The sequence below is a fragment of the Flammeovirga pectinis genome (assembly GCF_003970675.1).
Taxonomy (GTDB): domain Bacteria; phylum Bacteroidota; class Bacteroidia; order Cytophagales; family Flammeovirgaceae; genus Flammeovirga; species Flammeovirga pectinis.
This window is the reverse complement of record NZ_CP034562.1, coordinates 4,915,344-4,934,723: the sequence shown is the minus strand read 5'-3', so window position 1 is coordinate 4,934,723 and position 19,380 is coordinate 4,915,344. Positions and strand designations below refer to the sequence as shown.

Annotated in this window: 22 protein-coding genes; 14 read left to right on the top strand and 8 right to left on the bottom strand. The window is 30.1% G+C overall.

All coding sequences use genetic code 11. From position 1 onward, the window contains the following. Window positions 1-28 precede the first annotated feature (28 nt). Complete coding sequence (locus EI427_RS19465; protein ID WP_126617870.1) at window positions 29-1,393, top strand: saccharopine dehydrogenase family protein; 1,365 nt, start codon at window positions 29-31, stop codon at window positions 1,391-1,393. Window positions 1,394-1,930: 537 nt separating this feature from the next. Here EI427_RS19465 and EI427_RS19460 read toward each other — a convergent pair. Continuing rightward, a complete protein-coding gene (locus tag EI427_RS19460; RefSeq protein WP_126617868.1) occupies window positions 1,931-2,281 on the bottom strand; it encodes a hypothetical protein in 351 nt (116 codons plus the stop codon). Between the two features lie 472 nt (window positions 2,282-2,753). On the opposite strand from EI427_RS19460, the gene EI427_RS19455 reads away from it, so the two are divergent. From EI427_RS19455 to EI427_RS19430, 6 genes are all read left to right on the top strand, one after another. Continuing rightward, window positions 2,754-3,515, top strand: coding sequence for a hypothetical protein (locus EI427_RS19455; protein WP_126617866.1), 762 nt, complete (start codon window positions 2,754-2,756; stop codon window positions 3,513-3,515). Between the two features lie 121 nt (window positions 3,516-3,636). After that, a complete protein-coding gene (locus tag EI427_RS19450) occupies window positions 3,637-4,164 on the top strand; it encodes a hypothetical protein (protein ID WP_126617864.1) in 528 nt (175 codons plus the stop codon). Between the two features lie 47 nt (window positions 4,165-4,211). Beyond that, window positions 4,212-4,889, top strand: a complete 678-nt coding sequence (locus tag EI427_RS19445; RefSeq protein WP_205727882.1) for a sensor histidine kinase — start codon at window positions 4,212-4,214, stop codon at window positions 4,887-4,889. A 5-nt stretch (window positions 4,890-4,894) separates the two neighbouring features. Then, complete coding sequence (locus EI427_RS19440) at window positions 4,895-5,557, top strand: response regulator transcription factor (protein ID WP_205727881.1); 663 nt, start codon at window positions 4,895-4,897, stop codon at window positions 5,555-5,557. A gap of 666 nt (window positions 5,558-6,223) precedes the next feature. Next, window positions 6,224-7,177, top strand: a complete 954-nt coding sequence (locus EI427_RS19435) for a terpene synthase family protein (RefSeq protein ID WP_126617858.1) — start codon at window positions 6,224-6,226, stop codon at window positions 7,175-7,177. A 283-nt stretch (window positions 7,178-7,460) separates the two neighbouring features. After that, window positions 7,461-8,099: a MarC family protein gene (locus EI427_RS19430; RefSeq protein ID WP_126617856.1), complete on the top strand. Its 639-nt coding sequence runs from the start codon at window positions 7,461-7,463 to the stop codon at window positions 8,097-8,099. 5 nt (window positions 8,100-8,104) lie between these two features. Here the strand turns inward: EI427_RS19430 and EI427_RS19425 are convergent, their stop codons facing one another. Continuing rightward, window positions 8,105-8,296: a hypothetical protein gene (locus tag EI427_RS19425; RefSeq protein WP_126617854.1), complete on the bottom strand. Its 192-nt coding sequence runs from the start codon at window positions 8,294-8,296 to the stop codon at window positions 8,105-8,107. 37 nt (window positions 8,297-8,333) lie between these two features. Between EI427_RS19425 and EI427_RS19420 the strand changes: the two genes are divergently transcribed. Next, window positions 8,334-9,890 carry a tetratricopeptide repeat protein gene (locus tag EI427_RS19420; protein WP_126617852.1) on the top strand — a complete coding sequence of 519 codons (1,557 nt, stop codon included), beginning with the start codon at window positions 8,334-8,336 and terminating at the stop codon, window positions 9,888-9,890. Window positions 9,891-9,939: 49 nt separating this feature from the next. Here EI427_RS19420 and EI427_RS19415 read toward each other — a convergent pair whose 3' ends face one another. Next, the gene (locus EI427_RS19415) at window positions 9,940-10,731 is read right to left on the bottom strand and encodes a toxin-antitoxin system YwqK family antitoxin (protein WP_126617850.1); all 792 of its coding nucleotides are present in this window, start codon (window positions 10,729-10,731) and stop codon (window positions 9,940-9,942) included. 182 nt (window positions 10,732-10,913) lie between these two features. Here EI427_RS19415 and EI427_RS19410 point away from each other — a divergent pair, with 182 nt between their 5' ends. Together EI427_RS19410 and EI427_RS19405 are read left to right on the top strand one after the other, a co-directional pair. After that, entirely contained in the window at window positions 10,914-11,390 is a 477-nt protein-coding gene (locus EI427_RS19410) for a MepB family protein (protein ID WP_205727880.1), read from the top strand. 83 nt (window positions 11,391-11,473) lie between these two features. Then, the gene (locus tag EI427_RS19405; RefSeq protein WP_126617848.1) at window positions 11,474-12,523 is read left to right on the top strand and encodes an arginine deiminase family protein; all 1,050 of its coding nucleotides are present in this window, start codon (window positions 11,474-11,476) and stop codon (window positions 12,521-12,523) included. A gap of 748 nt (window positions 12,524-13,271) precedes the next feature. Here the strand turns inward: EI427_RS19405 and EI427_RS19400 are convergent. Beyond that, complete coding sequence (locus EI427_RS19400) at window positions 13,272-14,057, bottom strand: hypothetical protein (RefSeq protein ID WP_126617846.1); 786 nt, start codon at window positions 14,055-14,057, stop codon at window positions 13,272-13,274. 68 nt (window positions 14,058-14,125) lie between these two features. Further along, entirely contained in the window at window positions 14,126-14,776 is a 651-nt protein-coding gene (locus EI427_RS19395; protein ID WP_126617844.1) for a DUF1349 domain-containing protein, read from the bottom strand. 183 nt (window positions 14,777-14,959) lie between these two features. Between EI427_RS19395 and EI427_RS19390 the strand changes: the two genes are divergently transcribed. From EI427_RS19390 to EI427_RS19380, 4 genes are all read left to right on the top strand, one after another. Continuing rightward, entirely contained in the window at window positions 14,960-15,394 is a 435-nt protein-coding gene (locus EI427_RS19390) for a DUF2141 domain-containing protein (protein WP_126617843.1), read from the top strand. 3 nt (window positions 15,395-15,397) lie between these two features. Beyond that, a complete protein-coding gene (locus tag EI427_RS19385; RefSeq protein WP_126617841.1) occupies window positions 15,398-16,012 on the top strand; it encodes a DUF1295 domain-containing protein in 615 nt (204 codons plus the stop codon). 92 nt (window positions 16,013-16,104) lie between these two features. Beyond that, window positions 16,105-16,263, top strand: a complete 159-nt coding sequence (locus EI427_RS25960; RefSeq protein ID WP_155523304.1) for a hypothetical protein — start codon at window positions 16,105-16,107, stop codon at window positions 16,261-16,263. 151 nt (window positions 16,264-16,414) lie between these two features. Then, window positions 16,415-16,873, top strand: coding sequence for a DinB family protein (locus EI427_RS19380; protein WP_126617839.1), 459 nt, complete (start codon window positions 16,415-16,417; stop codon window positions 16,871-16,873). Window positions 16,874-16,918: 45 nt separating this feature from the next. Here the strand turns inward: EI427_RS19380 and EI427_RS19375 are convergent, their stop codons facing one another. From EI427_RS19375 to EI427_RS19365, 3 genes are all read right to left on the bottom strand, one after another. Then, a complete protein-coding gene (locus tag EI427_RS19375) occupies window positions 16,919-17,455 on the bottom strand; it encodes a hypothetical protein (protein ID WP_126617837.1) in 537 nt (178 codons plus the stop codon). An 11-nt stretch (window positions 17,456-17,466) separates the two neighbouring features. Next, a complete protein-coding gene (locus EI427_RS19370) occupies window positions 17,467-18,228 on the bottom strand; it encodes a transporter family protein (RefSeq protein ID WP_126617835.1) in 762 nt (253 codons plus the stop codon). 277 nt (window positions 18,229-18,505) lie between these two features. Then, entirely contained in the window at window positions 18,506-19,378 is an 873-nt protein-coding gene (locus EI427_RS19365; protein WP_240655333.1) for a dienelactone hydrolase family protein, read from the bottom strand. Between the last annotated feature and the right edge of the window lie 2 nt (window positions 19,379-19,380).

Here is a 19,380-nt window from a genome sequence, read left to right as displayed (position 1 = left end):
CACATACTACAACCGCATAAAAACACGCATGAAAACGATTATCATATTAGGTGCAGGCCGTTCTGCGTCTTCTCTCATACACTATCTTTGCCAACACGCTAAAGAGAACAATTGGCAGATAAAAGTAGGCGATTACCAACAAGAATTGGCCGATGAAAAGATCAAAGGATTTGAAGATATAGCTTCGAGTTTTCAGTTTGATATCAACAACCCTACACACAGACAAGAATATATTGGCCAAGCTGATATTGTGGTCTCGTTACTTCCTGCTCGTTTCCATATAGAAGCTGCAAAAGAAGCTGTTAAACAAGGTGTTCCTTTAACTACGGCTTCTTACATTACAGACGAAATGCAAGAGCTTGATCAGGAAGCAAAAGACAAAGGAATTATTCTTTTGAATGAAATGGGACTTGATCCTGGTATTGACCATATGTCTGCCATGAAAATGATTGAGGAGGTAAAAGAAAAAGGCTATAGCATAGAAGGTTTTGAATCTTTTACGGGTGGTTTAGTTGCTCCAGAATCAGACAATAATCCTTGGAATTACAAATTTACTTGGAACCCGCGTAACGTGGTGTTAGCAGGACAAGGTGGTACAGTACGTTTTCTCCATAATGGGAAATATAAATACATCCCCTATCATAAATTATTTAGAAGAACAGAACGTATCGAAATAGAGGAATACGGAAAGTTTGAAGGATATGCCAATAGAGACTCTCTAAACTATGTACAGAAATATGGTTTAGAAGGCGTACCTACAGTTTATAGAGGTACCTTAAGAAGACCTGGTTTTTGCCGTGCTTGGAACTGTTTTGTAACACTTGGAGCTACAGACGATAGCTTCATCATGGAAGATACACAAAACATGACGTATAGAGAGTTTATTAATTCTTTCTTGCGTTATAACCCTCAAGATTCTGTGGAATTAAAGTTGATGCAATACCTTAAATTATCTCAGGATGATTTAGAAATGGACAAACTAATTTGGTTAGATATTTTTAGTGATAAAAAAGTAGGGTTACCAAGTGCTACCCCTGCTCAGATACTCCAAAAAATTCTAGAAGAAAAATGGTCGCTTGATAAAAACGATAAAGATATGATCGTAATGTACCATAAACTCTTCTACAAAAAGGGTGATGAAAATATCTTACGCACTTCTCATATGGTAGTAAAAGGAAAAGACCAAACCTATACTGCAATGTCTGATACAGTAGGGATTCCATTAGCTATTGCAACAAAGTTGATTTTACAAGGGAAGATAACGAGAACAGGTACTTGTATTCCTATTCATAAAAACATTTACGAACCCGTACTTAAAGAACTAGAACAAATGGGTATAAACTTTACAGAAGAAGAATCTGTAATGGCTCCTGGAGAAGTTTCTAGTTTATAAATAATTAAAGTCTTTTTTAAGGTGAAGTTGAAAAGCTTCACCTTTTTTAATAAAAATGTAGTGAATCCAGCATACCTTTTTGTACCTGACACATTTTATTTACCAATACAAAGGATGGAAGATATATTACTTAGAGGATATTTCTCATTATTGTAACCCTAATGAAAATTGGAAGAAAAGCACAATTTATTACAACATTTCAGTTACTATTTAAGTCAGAGTCTGTGCAACAAGCAAATATAAAATTCACAATAAGGTTAGGTACAAAAATTTATTATATAATATTTTAATTGACCAACAAAAAATACTTTTAGCAAAAAAAAAGCAGCTATCTAAAAATATTATTTATGAGATAATACTTGCCCATTAAAACAAAAGTTACATTTAGTTAATTTCTCTTATGATAATCACTAAGAATTAGAAGTTAAAAGATTGGTATGATCAAAAAAATATTTATCTCAATAACAAGGGCATTGCTATTTGAAATAGCAATGCCCTTGTACTAAATTTTAACTAAGTAATAATTATTAAAATCTATTATTTAATATTCATTTTAAATGGCATTAAATACGTATGACCATTGTGCTGAGCATGCACTGTCCCTGTACCTTCACTTGGATTAGAACTACACATATAAGTAGAACCATTACTATAGTAAGTAAAATGAAAAACTGCACTTGTTTCATTTCCATAATAATTCCCTGCTCCAGAAAAGAATTTATTTACAGTTATAACTTTACAAATGTTATTTGCATCAAAATTAATTTCGAATGGGCAAAAATCATTATTTACAGGTGAAACTAACCAAGTCGTTCCTATAAGGTTTGAAGGTGTACCTCCTTTTAATGCCTCTTGTATTAAAAATTCTTTTTCTGTTACATTTTCCATAAAAAAATAATTTAAAAATTTTATTCTTACTCTATTTATAATTAATAGGCTTTTCAGATATCGCCTTTATAATCAAAAATTGATAGTAGCTACTCAATCGAATATTTTGCTTTTGATTACATTACAAATGTCTAATAATTATAGATTGTTTCTTAGAGTAAAAATACGGGTTTATCAAATTGAGTATTTATACTCAATCCATAAAAATACTTTCTTTATGTACGTCTAGTATAGAAACTACAAATTCTAATTGGAAGATATTCAACATTCTTTATTAAATGACTAATTAGTCATTTATAAATAACACAGCTTGTCTACTTTGTAAAATTGAATTACATTTAGATATAAATAAAAATTGATTGTATTTATTTTAGATAAACACAATATGAAATACGTACTCTCTCAAAATACGTAACTAGTCTAGGTATCGTAAACTATAACTATTAAAATCTAACTATATAAATATTCAGCTATGCTACTAAAAGAAAAATGTAAACAAGCCATCGCTTCATGGGAAAAAACTAAAATTGACTTCTTAAAAATAAAAGAGGTAATTGACTCTACTAAAGTATTTCGCTTTAATGAAACTGATTGTATTTGGATAAAAGAATATAATGAAAATAGCAAATTTCATATTTACGCTGGTGTACATGATAAAGAGTTTATTCTAATTATCGTTCCCTTAGATAAAGAAGGTAAAGAGGTTGACCTTGATATGTATCTTACAAAACCTTTGACAGGTTTAGAGCAAGAAATCACCTTAAATGAAACAGAAGTAGTCACTACAGTTTCAAAAACAAAACTATCCAAAGATTTAGAGATCACTAAATTCTGGAAAGAAGTTGATTTACCAGTATCCAACGAACCAACAATTACAGAAAGAACTTCGGGAAAAGATATAGAAAAATGGAGGTATGAATGTCTAAATTGGTTTTATTACGAACACAGTACATCTAAAGGAAGAAATATCTTTAGAACTTTTACAGTACCTTTTGCTGATTTAACAAGAAAGGATGGTGGACAAGGTGAAATCGTTGCTTTCTTTGGTCTTAAGCAATCTCCTATTTATCAAAAGCTAATACCTCTATTAATATTTGTTGCTACCTCTGATAATACTACTGGAGAAATTTTGAGAGCAAAAAGAAACCAAAATATAACACTAACAAATACTGATGACTGGTCTCGTCCATGTCCTCCTTTATGTAAGGACAAGACAAACTTTTCTCTTTTATAAAAAAATGACCGATTATATTCTAGCTTCTTCGTATTTCTCTTATTTCGTTTTGTCTATTGCTCTTATTAACATCATTATCAATAAACATATACGCATTAACAGCTTATACAAATGGTATACTATGTATTTAGGTTTAATTCTTGGAATTGAGATGGTTGCTCTTTATTTAATTGAAATTATGGAGAGCTCAACTACTCAATTTCTCTACCCTTTTTATATAGCAGGAGAGTTTTATATAGTAGTTAATTTATTTCTTAAAGAATTAAAAGTTACGAAAAAATGGCAAATAATAGTTGGATTAATAGCTAGCTGTTTCTTTATTGAAGCCTCTGTTTTATGGTTTATTTCTAATGATGCTTCAACTGGTTATGGTAAAATAATGTCTCATTTAACCATTATTTGTTTAGCAGCAATTCTTTTAATTAAAAATCTAAATGAACTTAAAAATAATAATATTTTAACCATTATTCATGCTGCTTTTTTCTTATACTACAGTGTCTCTTTGTTTTTATTTATGATTATGAATCAATTAACAGAATACAATAGTTTTATTTGGATTATCAATAATGTGCTCGCTTCCCTTTTATATATTTGTTTTATTTTTACTTTTTTTAGGATAAGCAAATGGTCATCAAAACCCAATATATAGTTGTTTTAATTATAGTAATAACGATAATCATATTATTTATTTTTTTATTGTATAGGGCATTTATTAAAAAAATTATAACTGAAAAAACTATACAATATCAACTAGAATTAGAACATCAAAAGGAAATTGCTCTACAAGCTACCATTGTGCAAGAAAATGAAAGAAAACGTATTGCAGAAGTTTTACATGATGATATCGGAAATAAGTTAAATATTCTCTCTCTTTGGGTTAATAATGAAGAGACATGGAATAGTAAAAGATCTAGAGAAGTTATAGTTCAACAAATTCCTGAATTAATTGAAACAACCAGAACAATTTCTCATTCACTATACCCTGTGAATTTAGAAAAGTTTGGTCTATTACTCACTATTGAAGCTTTAATTTCAAATGTTAATAAAACTCTTACCATTGAATTATTAAATCATTATTACAAGCCAAAGAGTATCTCATTTGAATTACAAACCTATCGAGTAATTCAAGAATTTTTAAGTAATGTGATCAAACATGCTAATGCGACTAAAATGATCATTCATATTAGAGATACTAAAAATGCAGTTTCTTTAATTCTATCAGATAACGGTATTGGTTTTGATCAAGATCAACTTAATAAGGGAATGGGACTTCAAAATATTGATAGTAGAATCCAATCTATTAATGGACATTACAAATGGAAAAGTAAAAAACACCGTGGTACAAGGTTAATTATAATACATTCAAAACAATGAATAATATGATAAATATAGCCCTTGTTGATGATGAGGCATTATTTATAGAAGGACTCTCACTTATATTTTCAAATGTTGATAATATTAATGTTGTCAAAACTGCCAACAGTGGTTTAGAATTCCTTAAATTTCTTGATGATAATCAAGATTCATCACTCCTAGATATTGCCATAATAGACATTCAGATGAAACCAATGGATGGTTTCGAATTAGTAGAATCATTAAAAGGTAAATACCAAGATTTAAAAATCATTGTACTTTCATCTCATTACAAAAGTAATATTGTAGGACATATGATTAAGTTGGGTGTTTCTGCTTTTATTCCAAAAAATGCTAACAGAAAGCTACTTATCTCAGTCGTTGAATCAGTACATCAATTTGGAGTCTATTTTACAGAAACAGATAAAGAAATGATCGTCCAATATATGACAAATAGTACTAAAAAAATTTCATTAACCTCAAATGAAGAATTATCTGTAAGAGAAATTGAAGTAGTTAAGTTAATCTGTAAGGAGAATACAAATCAAGAAATCGCAGATAAATTATTTCTCAGTAAACGCACAATAGAAAACCATAGACAAAGAATTCTTGATAAAGTAGGAGCGAGAAATACGGTAGGTTTAGTTGTATATGCTATTGCTAATCAATTACACCCCATACTACAATAATGTTATATTGATATAGTCTGACATTTAATATATTTGAGTTATTCGACTTATCGGAAAATAGAAATATTCTTACTGAAATAGTTACCGTTTGAATTGCTTTCTTAGGTTACTAACGATTTAAGAATAATGTAAAAGTAACACAGTAAAAAAATATAAATACAGTAAACATTTTTAAAAAGCTACTTAGCATCTTAGAAGCATATCCTTTACATAAGAACTGTACGCTCTAAGAGATTATTTATTTTGATTTTACCGAGAACGTTGTTGTAAATACCATTAAAAAAATAGTGTACAACCCACCTTTAACAGAAGAGGAAAAGGAGGAGGATAATGACTATGTTGGTAATAAGTAATACGGATAACCTCACCACAATTGTTTTCTATTCTTACAATAGAGAGGAAAGTTTAATCATTAAAATATATCTCTTATACTACAATATTCAGCCTTTTAAACGTATTTAAGTTATAATTAAATTGCTATTGTTTAGCCCTATACCACCCACCACCAATAAATAATAAGAAACTTGCTCCCTCTAAAAGATTATTTTACCTTTAATAAATAAAGCAGTGCACATTTTAGGCACACAAATAAACTCAAACTTCACATTAGGGTAACGCACCCTCTCACATTGCTTAACAAAACCGTTAAGTACAAGCAAATAAATAATGACTTTTAACTCAACACTTCTAACTATATCTGACACTGAATTATACATTCATAAAGATGCTAATGTTATCTCTAAAAAGGCACAAGAAATATCTGAAAATTTAGGGATAATTGATGAAAAATTATATTCAGGACATTCTACAATGACTAACTATATTTATATAGATAGTCCTATAGATAAAATGGTAAATGTTCTTGTTACTTATGACGTTCTGTACTTTTTAGATGACTTTTTTGGAGAAGATACCAACACTGGAGAACTCCCCGAAGTAAAAGAAATCTTAGAAATATGGAAGGGGGAAAAAATGTACCATTCTAAAAATCAGAAAATAAATAAATTATATACTTCAATCAATTACATCAGTAGAATATTAAGAAAAGATAGTCCTGAGAAATTTTTCAATAAATACACCAATTCCGTCATTGAACATTTATCAGCATCATTAATAGAAAAAAAATATAATACTGTAGATGAGTATATATCAATAAGATTAAGTACTGGAGGTATGTATTTACTTATTGACTTAATTGAATACGTACATTCTATTTATTTAAATGAGGAACTAATCAATAATAAAAATATTTATATTAAAAAGCTTTGTAGACAATGTGCTTTGATAGGTGCTTTATCTAATGATATTTTCTCATATGCAAAAGAAAAACATAGCAATTACAATCTAATAAATGCGTATTTAATTTCTAAAGAAGCCTCTAATTATAAGCAAGCAATAATTAAAGCCATAGACAAAGTAAATGATATCCATTCTGATTTTAAATTAACTATAAAAGAAGTAAAAGTTGTACCATTAGCACCACAGGATAAGTTAACGGTAGATAAATATCTTAATGCGTTAGAGGTTATTGTTGCTTCATCATATCATTGGCAAAAAAGTACTGATCGCTATTACCATTCTGAAAATGTTTTTGAAGATATGAAAGTAAATGTCTATTAGGCAGAAGCATCGTGAGCAATAATATGTTTACGATGCACATATCACACACTCAATATTTCAAATAACTAACCTAAAATTATCCAATCTTTAACGGTGCAGTTTTAATATAACGAAGGATAATCAGATAGAAAGTTTAGCTAATACATTTTTAAACGATTTCAATAGTAAGCTTTTTAAAAAGATTATTCAGATCTACTAAAAATGCTTTTTGTATCACTATGTTTCTTCATTTCTTCTTCCTTTATTTGCAGCATTAAAAAACACATACTAAATACATACATAAATGAACGAAGTTTTAACGTATGCCCTCTTGGCTTTTACGTCCTTCTTTACGCTAATTAATCCCGTTGGTATTATGCCTGTCTTTATGACAATGACTAACCAATTGGAAAACAAAGAGCGTAAAAGAACGGCACTTAGAGCAACGTTAATTGCTTATTGTTTCTTGTTATTTTTTGCAATATCAGGTCAATCTTTATTTAAGTTCTTTGGTATCTCTATAGACAGCTTACGTGTTGTTGGAGGTATGATTTTCTTCTTAGTAGGTTTCGATATGCTTCAAGCAAGGCTTGGCAGTGTGAAGGTAACTAAAGACGAAATTCATGAATACGCCAAAGATGTAGCCATTACTCCACTTGCTATACCAATTATTTGTGGTCCTGGTTCTATTGCCAATGCCATTATTTTAATGGATAATGCAGGAGATGACCCTATGAAAATTGGTGGCTTAGTATTAGCAATAACAGGAGTACTTACCATTACTTGCCTAAGTTTATTATCTGCAGGACCTATTATGAAAGTAATTGGTGATACGGGAAATAAACTGATGCTCCGTTTAATGGGGTTAATAGTTATGGTAATGGCTGTAGAGTTTTTCTTTGCAGGAATTGGCCCATTAATTAAACGTTTTATTGATGTTTAAATCAATTACTCATTGATATATTGAGAGGCAAAGTATACGTATTTTGCCTCTTTTTTATTTAAGTGATCAACTAAACTAACTGCTCTTTCCCTACTCTCAATTGTCATAAAGTAGAAGAATACTTTTTTAAATAAATCCATTATAAGCGTATCATTTAAAAATTGAATTGTATTATCTTCACAGCTGTATCGTGACATATATACCGACTCTCAAATCGAAAATCTAACAACAAACATGAAAAATACCTTTCTCTTAATATGTATACTCTTTTTTTCTATATCAGCCTACTCACAAGACTTCCAATTTAATGTTGATGAACTCACTTTTAATTCTGAAAGAGAGAAAATTGCATTTATCGATTATCAAGAAGATTCGACTAGCTTCTTGAACTTATTAGTAGAAATTGGCAATACAGAAAATAGTATTTCAGAACAAGCAACTGATAAACTAAATCAGTTATTTGCTACGTTAGAAAAATTAAAAGTTAGAGATAAAAAGCCAAAAAAACAGGTTCAAATTATTTATAAAGAAGTGCACAATAAACTCTTCACTAAATACATTGAGAACATATCATTCTATAAAATTTTTACTGACGGGGAATACAATTGTGCTACTGCTACAAGTATTTATGCATTGGTATTAGATCATTTTTCTATTCCTTATGCAATAAAGAAAACTCCTAACCACGTTTATTTACAAGCATATCCTAATGCTGAAAATATTACAATGGAGTCTACTTCTCCAAATAATGGTTTTCGATTTTATTCTGATAAAACAAAAGAAAACCTTGTAAATACATTGTTAGAAAATAAACTCGTTTCTAAAAGTGAAGTGAATACAAAAGGTATAAATGCTGTTTTTGATGAGTACTTCTTTAAAGATGAAAACATTGCATATAGAAATTTAATTAGTATTCTTTATTCTAATGAAGGGTTTAAAGACATGGGTAATGAAGATTACAAAATGGCTTTATCTGCGCTTCAAAAGGGATATTCTATTTACCCAAATAAACTTTATGAAGAAGTTATAGTAAATCTAAATCTTCAAATTTTAAGTGAACAAGATGAATACTCTTTAGAATATGCCAAACAGATTGTTTATTTAAGTAGATATCTGGGCTATAATAATGGGTTAAAATCAGAAGATTTCTCATCGGAATTTAACTCTTTCCAAAACGAGTACATGATTAAAAAGCAAGACACTGCTACTTACAAAGAAATTTACACGGTGTTTCAGCAAATAGAAGATAGCGTTATCCTTGATAAGATTAATTTCGATCATTACTACGTTCTTGCCTATAACTATTACGAAAATAAATTATTCGAAAAAGCATTAGCTACCTGCCAGAAAGCATTAGTTCTTCAACCACAGAATTCTGAGATTTATAAAGTTGCGCTAAACTCATGTGTTGATATTATACTTTCACAATACACAAATAATTTAACTGAACGTATTGTCTTTATTGAAGACCAAAAAATACAATATCCTTTTTTAGAAGATGAATTAAAATTAGAGTTATTAATTCTTGACGCTCAATTAAATTTAGCTTTTGAGTATATTCTTAAAAAAGATTTGACATCTGCAAAAAAACACATCTCGGATTTTGAAACAGTATTTGATCCTAAAGTTCATTACGGAATTCCAAAACAGAATGTAGTTGCTTTATATGATCATTTAGGAATGCTGTACTTTAAAAGGAGACAAACTACTAGTGCTAAAAAGGCATTTTTAAAAGGACTCTCGTATTATCCCAACACCTATTCTTTAGAACAAAAAATAGGTTTCTTATAAAAAGAAAAAGCCATTTCAAAGTGAATTTTGAAATGGCTTTTCATTTAGATTAGTAATTCGTTACATGGAAATTATAATCTATTTTATCTAATCTCTTTCTTCCGCTATAGGTAACATACTCCACATAAAAAGTAAACTTCTTCATGGCGTAATTACCTTTAGGAATAGGTATTTCTAAAACTCCTCTTCCTTTAATCATAGGTAAGAAATATAAATTATCGTCTTCTGTACTACTTGTTCTTACAGGCTTGTTATCATCATGAGCCATAAAAAACTTCACCCCTTTTCTTCTTTGAGATAATGTTAATTCTAAAATATACTTATCATATAGAGCGGTATCATCATTCTCTTTAATTTGTATTTTAGGATATACTTTTAATAATTTACCAGACTTCGAATATTCTTTCAATCCAAAAGTTTGCTTGCCTTTATAATAAGGAACATCAGATTTTAAGATGCCATCTTTATAGTAATATTTTCTACGCTGTACCACATTATTATCGTAGAAGGCTTCCTTATATAATGTTCCATCTTTGTAATATTCCTTTGCCATACCATGCTTAAAATTATTTACATAGTCAATGGCTTGTCGAACATTTCCATTCTCATAATAGACCTTTGCTAAACCATTCTTTTTATCTCTTTGGTAATTTATTTCTGTACGTTTTACTTTAGTTCCAGAATGATAAGTAACGATTAAACCTTCTTTAGATTTTGGTTTTATTTTTTTTGCTACTTCAGCTCTTTGAGTTAGCTCAGAGTTGTTGTTTTCAGAATTTTCGGTGGTATCACAAGATAGCGCGATAACCAATGGCAAGAGTAAGTAAAAGAGTCGTTTCATGTTAGATTTTATTAATTGAAGTCTCTGCTAAGGTAATCAACGTTAAGAAAACTCTACAAATTTTTCGAACTAATAATAATGAATACTCAATCCAAAAAAAATCTATTAGTTTTATGTATCAGATTAAGCCTAGTCTTCATCAAAAAAATTAACCTAAACAACTAAAGCATTTTCTATTAATTATGGCACTAAATAACATTACTTCTAAGATGTACCCTTTTGATAACACTATTAGAAATTTCTTCTTTAAAAAACAGCTTTCTAACTTTAATAAATTTACTATTGATAAAGAAAGTGCTGAATACAATGGCTGTTCATTTTTTATAGATGATAAGAAAATAATTTATAGAGATAGTAAAATTACTCCCAAGAAAATTGGTCAGTTTGTTACTTTTTGGAAACGTGATAGCGAAGGTATTACTACACCTTTTCATGAAGAAGATACCTTTGATTTTTATATAATCAATGCTCAATCAGAAAATCAGTTGGGACAGTTTATATTTCCTAAAGATATTTTGATTAAAAAGGGAATTATTTCTACAAATCAGAAAGATGGTAAACGTGGTTTTAGAGTATATCCAGAATGGGATATGCCTACAAGTAAGCAAGCAATAACAACGCAAATTTGGCAAGCTGATTTCTTTTATCAGCATAAATAATATTTTTTTTAATTTTTTATAGGGGTTTTAAAATGGTTTTACCCTACTAAGAGTGAAAGCAATAAAAATTTAAAAAAAACATTATGAAAAATAAAGAAATACTCAAATCTAGCATTCTAGTAGCTGCAAGTGCTGTAGTTGCTATATTAACTGCCTTCAACTTTAATGCTGCTGACAGAAAAGAAATTCAAAACAACCATGAATGGGACGAACTTAAAGAAGTGGTAATTGGTAGATGGGTGCCTAATACTTTTGTTGTTCCTAAGGTAGATTTAAACCTAAAAGAATTCTTTCCTTATATTCCTGACGCATCATGGGATTACATGAAAAAGATGGAGAATAATACTTTATCAAATGTTTTTCCTAAAGACGATCAAGAATATTTTGATGAACAAGAAAACCTTGTAAAAACATTAAGAGAACTAGGTGTAATTGTACATCGACCAGACGAAATTGAAGTTGGTGTTATCGGGACTTCTCAATGTTATTCTCGTGATCCAATTATCACAGTCGGCAATAAGTTTATAATTACTAATTTATACAACGAAAACCGTCGTCAGGAGACACCAAGTTATAGAAGAATTGCCCTAAATATGGCTAAGAATTACAATGGTGAAGTGGTAAGCATGCCTTCTTTAAAAGCTGGTTACCACAAAGATAATGTCTATTTAGAAGGTGGCGATGTATTTGTTGCTGGTAGCGATATTTATGTAGGGATATCTGGTAATGCCTCTAACATGAAGGGTGTGGAGTGGTTACAAAATGAATTAGGCAGTGAATATACTGTTCACCCTATTCCGTTAAAGCCTAATGTTTTGCACTTAGATTGTACATTAATGCTTATAAATAAAGAGCAAGGTATTATATGTAAGGAAGATTTTATTGATTTTGAAGCTGCTCCAGAAAGTTTAAAAAATAGAGAATGGGTAGAAGTTGAAGCAGAAGAAGCACAAATAATGGCTACAAATGGTGTTGTTATTAATAGTAAGTCGATTATTATGTCTGATGCTTTCCCTAAAGTTGCAGACAGAGTGAGAGAAATGGGAATTGATGTAAAAGAAATTCCTTTTAGAAAAGCAAATTACTTTGGTGGTGGTTTAAGATGTAGCTACCAACCTATTTTTAGAAATTAATAATCACATTTATTCTCATGATAAATAATAGAAATAGTTTTTAATAAATATAAATGTTTTCATTAAGGCCGTTGGTTAATTCCTTCGGCTTTTTTTGTGTGTAATAGATGAAGTACTTGTATAATTTTTAGGGTGATATATAAATCAAAGAAAGTTATCACAATAAGATGTTTACTGTTAACTATTGAATTGTAGGAATCAACTTATATCTACCATTAGTAATTGATTTAAGCAGACAAATAACCCAATTTATAGACTACAACTTGATCATGAAAACTAATAAAATTATATCAATAATGTTTACGACTATTAGATATCAGATTATAGAAATAAAACTGACAGATACCTCTTTCTATGATGATAAACTCAGGTAAACTTAAATACCAATACTCACTCTTTAAGTGGTACATAATGCAATGAGGTGCTTCAAGTATATAGTTTTTCCTACAATAGTAATAGAAAATTAAATGACGTAGAGGGAGCTTAATAAAGTAGTATATATAAGGCTATTTGATATCAGATTATAGAAATAAAACCTGACAGATACCTTTTGCTATGATGATAAACTCAGATGAACTTCAATACCAATACTCATTCTTTAAGTGGTACACAATACAATGAGATGCTTCAAGGTATATAGTTATATAAGTACCAAATAGAGACTATAAAAACATAAAAAAGCACTACTTCAAAATCTATAAAAGATTAAAGTAGTGCTTAAAAGTCTTTAAATGATTACAGCCAAATATTAAAATTTATACGCTATACCAAGTACAATTTTATTACATCTTGTTGCAGGGTTTGATTGTAAATCATAAATTAATTTACCACTCAAAAAGATATGTTTACCTACGGGATAGTTACCATCAATACCTACCCCTGCCGTTGTAGACATTCCATTCATTAAAGATCTTCCACTAATATATTCTGGAGATGCATTGGTATTATAATAACCAAAGGCACCAATTGAAGCTCCATTTTTGAAATGCCTCGATACATTGCCTTCAAAAACAACTGCATCTCCTAATTGTCTTTCTGCTTCTTTTCTTGCCACTCTATGTTCATAAATTATTCCTCCATTTAAAGACCATTTTCCATCTGCTAAATACTGTGTTGCTTTTAGGTTCGCAAAATGGGCATCCAAAGGTAATTTTTGTCCATAAAGGTAAGAATAACTTGCTTGTAGTTTTGTTGTTCCTAAATCCCAAGACAATTGTAAGGGGACAAAAAATGTTACAGGAAAAAATCCATTTTGATAGTTTCCATCCATAATTCTTGGCTGAGAGATCATAACAGAATACTTAGCGCCTAAAATATCTACGCCTGTATTCCATAATACAGATACTGCCATAAAATTCATATGCTTAGAATGTAAAGAAGCGACACCAACAAATACACCATCTCCAGAATAAGTTGCTGCATTTGCATTAGTAGCTCCTCCTAACGAGGGAACAGATAAAGTACCTAACATTTGTCCGTAACTTAAAGCGGATAACATTAGTACCATCGAGCAAGTCAATATTATATTTTTCATAGTTCTATATAAAGGTTTCATATATAGAAGCGTATAAAGAGTATAAAATCCCTACTCCCATAACAACTTTACTCCTTGTTATTTTCTAACCATTCTAATCTTCTTTCGTCTGGAAGATGTGTTATTTTGAAATCTTCAAAAGTAGCATCAAAACCGCTACCATCAGGACTTGCCGCCATCATCCCTACCATTACAGGCTTATGGTCTGGTAAATAAGCAAGGTTACTCATCTGATAATTCTTACCATCTAAAGAGTAAAGTATTTCTACTGCATCACGTTTTTTTATTGCCTTAATCCAAATTGATTTTGGCTTTTCTTTTAGTGCTATAACACTCCAACTAGAATGGCCATTTGTTACCACTGCACTAAAATTATATACACCATCTACATATTCAATTCCTGTTTTTATCCAATGCTTTTCGTCTACCCTCAGCATTAACCCCATTTGGTCGAAACGTGTTTTATAGGCTCCTGTAATTTTTACAGATACCTCAAACTCACCACCTCTATTTGCATAATAAAAAGGACCATCGTCTACGGTAAATCCATAATGGGTTTTTCTCCAATAATCAGTTTGTGGAGTAACAAACATTTTAAGTGTATTTCCTTTTACGTCCCATTTATCTGGTGCATTAAACCATTGCATAGAAGATAAATCTTGAGCATTGGTTATTACAGATATACTCAAAAGAGATAATAGAATAAGTAGATTTTTCATTTCTTCAATTTTAATAAAACATAGTTTTGAAATCTAATAAATGAATTACTACTCTTCAAAATCTTCTTGTTAAGGTTATTAATCAAATACTAATAATACAGTTGTATTTCTCTTTTAGGGTTTCTTCTGGGCTATTTCCCTTTTGTTATTGATAGTAATCACATCAATTTTAATTACAATAACATGAGAATAAAATCAATGCACATCTTCTTTTTATTAGGGTGCTTTATTGCATTTAATACTCCCTCAATTGCACAGACTGTAAGTGTTCAAATTAATGTAACAGGTCTAAGTAATTCTAAAGGAACGATAGTAATCGGCCTTTATAAAAGTGCTACTGACTTTCCTGAATATGAAGCCAATTATAAAAATGCTACAGTAGACACCTCTTCACCAAGTTATACTTTTAACAACTTAGAAGAAGGAACTTATGCAATTGCGGTTTGGCATGATGAGAATAATAATAAGAAGTTGGATAAAAACCTGTTTGGTATTCCAAAAGAAAAATATGGCTTCTCTAAAAATAAGTTTGGGAAATTAGGACCTCCAGATTTTGATGAGGTATCCTTTAATGTGAAAAATGGAAAGACAACTACTTTTAAAATTAAACTTAAATAAGCTATGAAAGTTTCTACATATATCAATGCACATAAAATTTTACTTATACCTGTAGTTTTATTTCTAATGTGGTATTTCAATAACTGGTCGACAGAAGCATTTATCTATTTAGCAATACATGGTACTTATTGTCTATTATGGTTACTAAAACACAATATGTTTCCTGATAACCGCTTTAGTGAGAAACAGCCTTTTCTAATTGGCTTATTTTTTATATTTCTTCCTCTTGGAGGCTATTATATTGCCCCCTATTTATTAATCAGTAATTATGTAGTACTACCTCCTTATCTTTTTGTACTGGTAGTATTTATTTATACACTTGGCATCTTTTTACACTATGTAAGTGATGCACAAAAGTATTTTACCTTAAAACTTCAGAAAGGATTAATTAATGAAGGGTTATTTACTAAAACTAGAAACCCTAATTACTTAGGTGAAATTTTAATCTATTCTGCTTATGCTATTATGGCAATGCATTGGATACCTTGGTTAGTTTTAAGTGGCTGGGTATTTGGCTTCTTTTTAAAGAACATGATTAAAAAGGATAAATCAATTTCTAGACACGAAGGATTTATAAATTATAAGAAAAAGAGCTGGTTACTTTTTCCTAAACCATAATTAATAGCCTTATCAGAAAAAAATCAATTGTTTTATAGGGTTCTGTTCTGTCTTTTACCCTTCTATTAATGAAACACATAGATGAATAGGTTATGACAACTAAAGAACATTTTAAATCGATACTCATTTTATTATCAATCACATTACTTGTAACAGTAATGATTACAGATTTTACACCACATTTTGTGATAAATCTAGATAATAATACAGTAGAAAAATTTAGTTCTTGGTTATTTAATCATCTATTATAAGATAAGTAGATAGTATTTTGTTCTTAGCCACAACACATATAAGTCGTTGATTTTTAATTAAATCAATGACTTATTTATTTTATCAACATTAAAATTTATACCTTCAATAAATAAACAATTATACTCATCTCATTAAATAAAAAAACAAATAATGCTCACTTCAACTTTTAAAGTTTTTAAAACAAACAGAGGTATCTATCAGAAATTTCTTGAAGGATATACGCTAGAACAATTAAATACAATACCAGAAGGCTTTAAAAATAATCTTTTATGGAATATTGCCCATGTAATTATTGTACAACAAAGTCTAGTTTATAAACTTAGTGGTACGCCAACTTATGTTCCAGATGCTCTTATTCAGAAATATACAAAAGGTACAAAACCAGATGGAAAAGCTACACAAGAAGAGGTAGACGAACTGAAAAGGCTAGTAATATCTTTAGGAATTAAAATGGAAGAAGATTATAAAGCAGGGAAATTTAAACAATTAAAAGAGTTTACAACTTCAACAGGTTTCACACTCACAACTGTTGAAGATGCTATAACATTTAATACCTACCATGAGGGGATTCACCTTGGGATAATGCTAGGGTTAAAAAAATTTGTATAACAATAAGCCTTGTAGAAAGTTACTTCTACAAGGCTTATTGTTTTATTAAAAAGGAAGAATATAACCAAGGTCAATACTAAAACTAGTTTCTTTCTGAGTGATATTATATTCATATGAAGCACTCACACTAAAAACTTTATCCCCTAAATTAAATTGGTAAGATGATATAATCCCTGTACTCCAATCTCCATTTACCCATTGATACTCTTTCTGAGGATTACCATTTTCCATTACACCTTTGCCTATTCCTGTACCTACCGACCATTTTTTTGTAATAGCATAAGATACCGTTACTGCTACTGAAAATGTAGCATTTTCTTCGATAATTTCTTTCTTTTCAATCTCATTATCCCACATAAGAACAGTACCTATAGAAAACGGACTATCTTTAATTCGTCGTCCATAATCTAGACTAAAACCATAGAAATATGCATTTTTATCTAGCTGCTCTCCATAACTACCTGCAAAACCAATTGTATTTTTTTTATCCTGAAAAGGTGATGGAATACTAGTTAATTGTGCAAATGATACTGTTGGAAATAGAAAAATGAAAAATAAGAATACTCTAAATAGTAAATTCATAGTCTTGACTATTATAAGAATATCCTCACCATTAATCTATAAGATTCTAACTGAGAGTTAACAAGTTGCCTAGAAAAACACCCCACTTGCAACTTATTTTCAATGAGCATATAATTAAATTCTATCTCACCTCCGTAATCAAACTGCCCCATGTTAGCAAAATTATTCTGTATATACATTGGAGTAATTATAAAGTAAACCTTATCAGAAATATTGATAGTATTCATTATCTGAAATGTTGCTCCATGCTGTGTAACACTTTGTTGTTGTCCTTCTTGCCATCTTTCTCCAAACTGATAACGATAAGATATAATAGGCCAAATTGAAAACTTTTTACTGACCATAATTCCTGTAATAATACCAGGAGAAATACTCCATAGGCCAGAGCTAATTCCATCTCTTGGATCGCCCATTGGTGCAAAAATATCTAATGATAGCCCTAGCCCTCCAAATGTTTTATCATAATCTACATAAGGAACGTAGAAAGACCGAATTCTTAAATCTCCTAACCCTGCCTTTTGCGTTTTATGATTATACAGCATAGGTATTTCTATTGTTGTCTGAAAATCTTTTAAAGCATAACTGACATTAAATCTATACCCTGTTAACTGCGTACCGTCTTTAAGGTCCGTCATTTCAAAATTATTATTTAAGCGGGTATATATATTGGTAGGTTTAGAGGGATCTATATACTCTGTTTCTTGTGCTATAGAGGTTAACACAGCACAAAAAAAAAGTAAGAACATAATGATAAATTCTTTATTTATTTTCATAGTAGTTAGATTCATAAATTCAGATACTCTTTTAGAAAGAAAACTCCTTATTTCACTCAAAAATGTAGAGGGAGTCTTCTTAACTAGAAAAGTGTAAATGAGAGTTGAAATCCCTATTTAAAAATCACTTTAATAGAGAGTTGTATCTAACTTTGATTACTATTACTATAAAAAATATAGGCTTGATCGGGTAATCTTTATCTTATTTGGGTTAATTGAGAGTGAAATTTAATCCATTAGATCATCATAAAATTAATGATCTAATGGATTTTTCTATTTAAAACTTCTTCTTTAAATACTTAAGTGCCGTAGCATTGGCATTTTTAGCATCTTTCTCATTATATCTATCAGAAGATGGGTTTGCAAAAGCATGGTCTGCAGCATACATTTTTACTGTTACTGTCTTCTTCGCTTCTTGCATATGATTTTCAAAATTGGCAACAACTTCTGGGTTAATCCATTTATCTTTCTCTCCAAAAATTCCTAAAACATCGCAGTTTAACTGAGACAATCTATCAACATCTTTTACAGGCATACCATAATACATTACACAACCAACTGCTTGGTCTTTAAGTTGAAGTGCTGCCTGTAGAGACCAACCTCCACCAAAACACCACCCAATAGTGGCAATCTTAGCATCTTTGCCTACAAAAGCTAATGCTCCTTGAATTATTGAGGCTGCTCTTTGCGGATCGCATGCTTTCATTAAAGCACCAGCTTGTTCTCTTGTTGTTCCTACCTTTCCGTCATAAAGATCTAATGCAATTACATTTACACCACCTAACTCCTTAGATAGACGATCAGATTCATTTCTTACGTAATCATTTAATCCCCACCACTCATGAAATACAAATAAATATTTAGATGATTTTTTAGCTGAAGGAACATAATACGCTTCTCCTTTATCTCCACTCGCTACATCAAAAGAAATTCTTTTTCCTTTAAATGATTCAGTATTTAATTCCCTGTCCATACTGTGCATTTTTTTAAAATCCTCTTGATTTGTAAATGCAGCAAAGCTTCGGATTGCATCTATGTCTGCATGACATAAAACTGCTTCTTGAGGTTTTTGAGGTTCGTGCATTGCTAAAAATGCCGACAATGAACTAAATGATACTAAAAGAGCTAGATAGGTGAGTAATGATTTCATAA

Excerpts from the sequence above, each read along its gene's own strand:
- EI427_RS19380 (WP_126617839.1), top strand. The coding sequence starts at position 16,415 with ATGCTCACTTCAACTTTTAAAGTTTTTAAAACAAACAGAGGTATCTAT.
- EI427_RS19440 (WP_205727881.1), top strand. The coding sequence starts at position 4,895 with ATGATAAATATAGCCCTTGTTGATGATGAGGCATTATTTATAGAAGGA.
- EI427_RS19430 (WP_126617856.1), top strand. The coding sequence starts at position 7,461 with ATGAACGAAGTTTTAACGTATGCCCTCTTGGCTTTTACGTCCTTCTTT.
- EI427_RS19415 (WP_126617850.1), bottom strand. The coding sequence starts at position 10,731 with ATGAAACGACTCTTTTACTTACTCTTGCCATTGGTTATCGCGCTATCT.
- EI427_RS19425 (WP_126617854.1), bottom strand. The coding sequence starts at position 8,296 with ATGTCACGATACAGCTGTGAAGATAATACAATTCAATTTTTAAATGAT.
- EI427_RS19385 (WP_126617841.1), top strand. The coding sequence starts at position 15,398 with ATGAAAGTTTCTACATATATCAATGCACATAAAATTTTACTTATACCT.
- EI427_RS19420 (WP_126617852.1), top strand. The coding sequence starts at position 8,334 with ATGAAAAATACCTTTCTCTTAATATGTATACTCTTTTTTTCTATATCA.
- EI427_RS19390 (WP_126617843.1), top strand. The coding sequence starts at position 14,960 with ATGAGAATAAAATCAATGCACATCTTCTTTTTATTAGGGTGCTTTATT.
- EI427_RS19465 (WP_126617870.1), top strand. The coding sequence starts at position 29 with ATGAAAACGATTATCATATTAGGTGCAGGCCGTTCTGCGTCTTCTCTC.
- EI427_RS19435 (WP_126617858.1), top strand. The coding sequence starts at position 6,224 with ATGACTTTTAACTCAACACTTCTAACTATATCTGACACTGAATTATAC.
- EI427_RS19455 (WP_126617866.1), top strand. The coding sequence starts at position 2,754 with ATGCTACTAAAAGAAAAATGTAAACAAGCCATCGCTTCATGGGAAAAA.
- EI427_RS19405 (WP_126617848.1), top strand. The coding sequence starts at position 11,474 with ATGAAAAATAAAGAAATACTCAAATCTAGCATTCTAGTAGCTGCAAGT.
- EI427_RS19395 (WP_126617844.1), bottom strand. The coding sequence starts at position 14,776 with ATGAAAAATCTACTTATTCTATTATCTCTTTTGAGTATATCTGTAATA.
- EI427_RS19365 (WP_240655333.1), bottom strand. The coding sequence starts at position 19,378 with ATGAAATCATTACTCACCTATCTAGCTCTTTTAGTATCATTTAGTTCA.
- EI427_RS19450 (WP_126617864.1), top strand. The coding sequence starts at position 3,637 with ATGTATTTAGGTTTAATTCTTGGAATTGAGATGGTTGCTCTTTATTTA.
- EI427_RS25960 (WP_155523304.1), top strand. The coding sequence starts at position 16,105 with ATGACAACTAAAGAACATTTTAAATCGATACTCATTTTATTATCAATC.
- EI427_RS19410 (WP_205727880.1), top strand. The coding sequence starts at position 10,914 with ATGGCACTAAATAACATTACTTCTAAGATGTACCCTTTTGATAACACT.
- EI427_RS19370 (WP_126617835.1), bottom strand. The coding sequence starts at position 18,228 with ATGAAAATAAATAAAGAATTTATCATTATGTTCTTACTTTTTTTTTGT.
- EI427_RS19375 (WP_126617837.1), bottom strand. The coding sequence starts at position 17,455 with ATGAATTTACTATTTAGAGTATTCTTATTTTTCATTTTTCTATTTCCA.
- EI427_RS19400 (WP_126617846.1), bottom strand. The coding sequence starts at position 14,057 with ATGAAAAATATAATATTGACTTGCTCGATGGTACTAATGTTATCCGCT.
- EI427_RS19460 (WP_126617868.1), bottom strand. The coding sequence starts at position 2,281 with ATGGAAAATGTAACAGAAAAAGAATTTTTAATACAAGAGGCATTAAAA.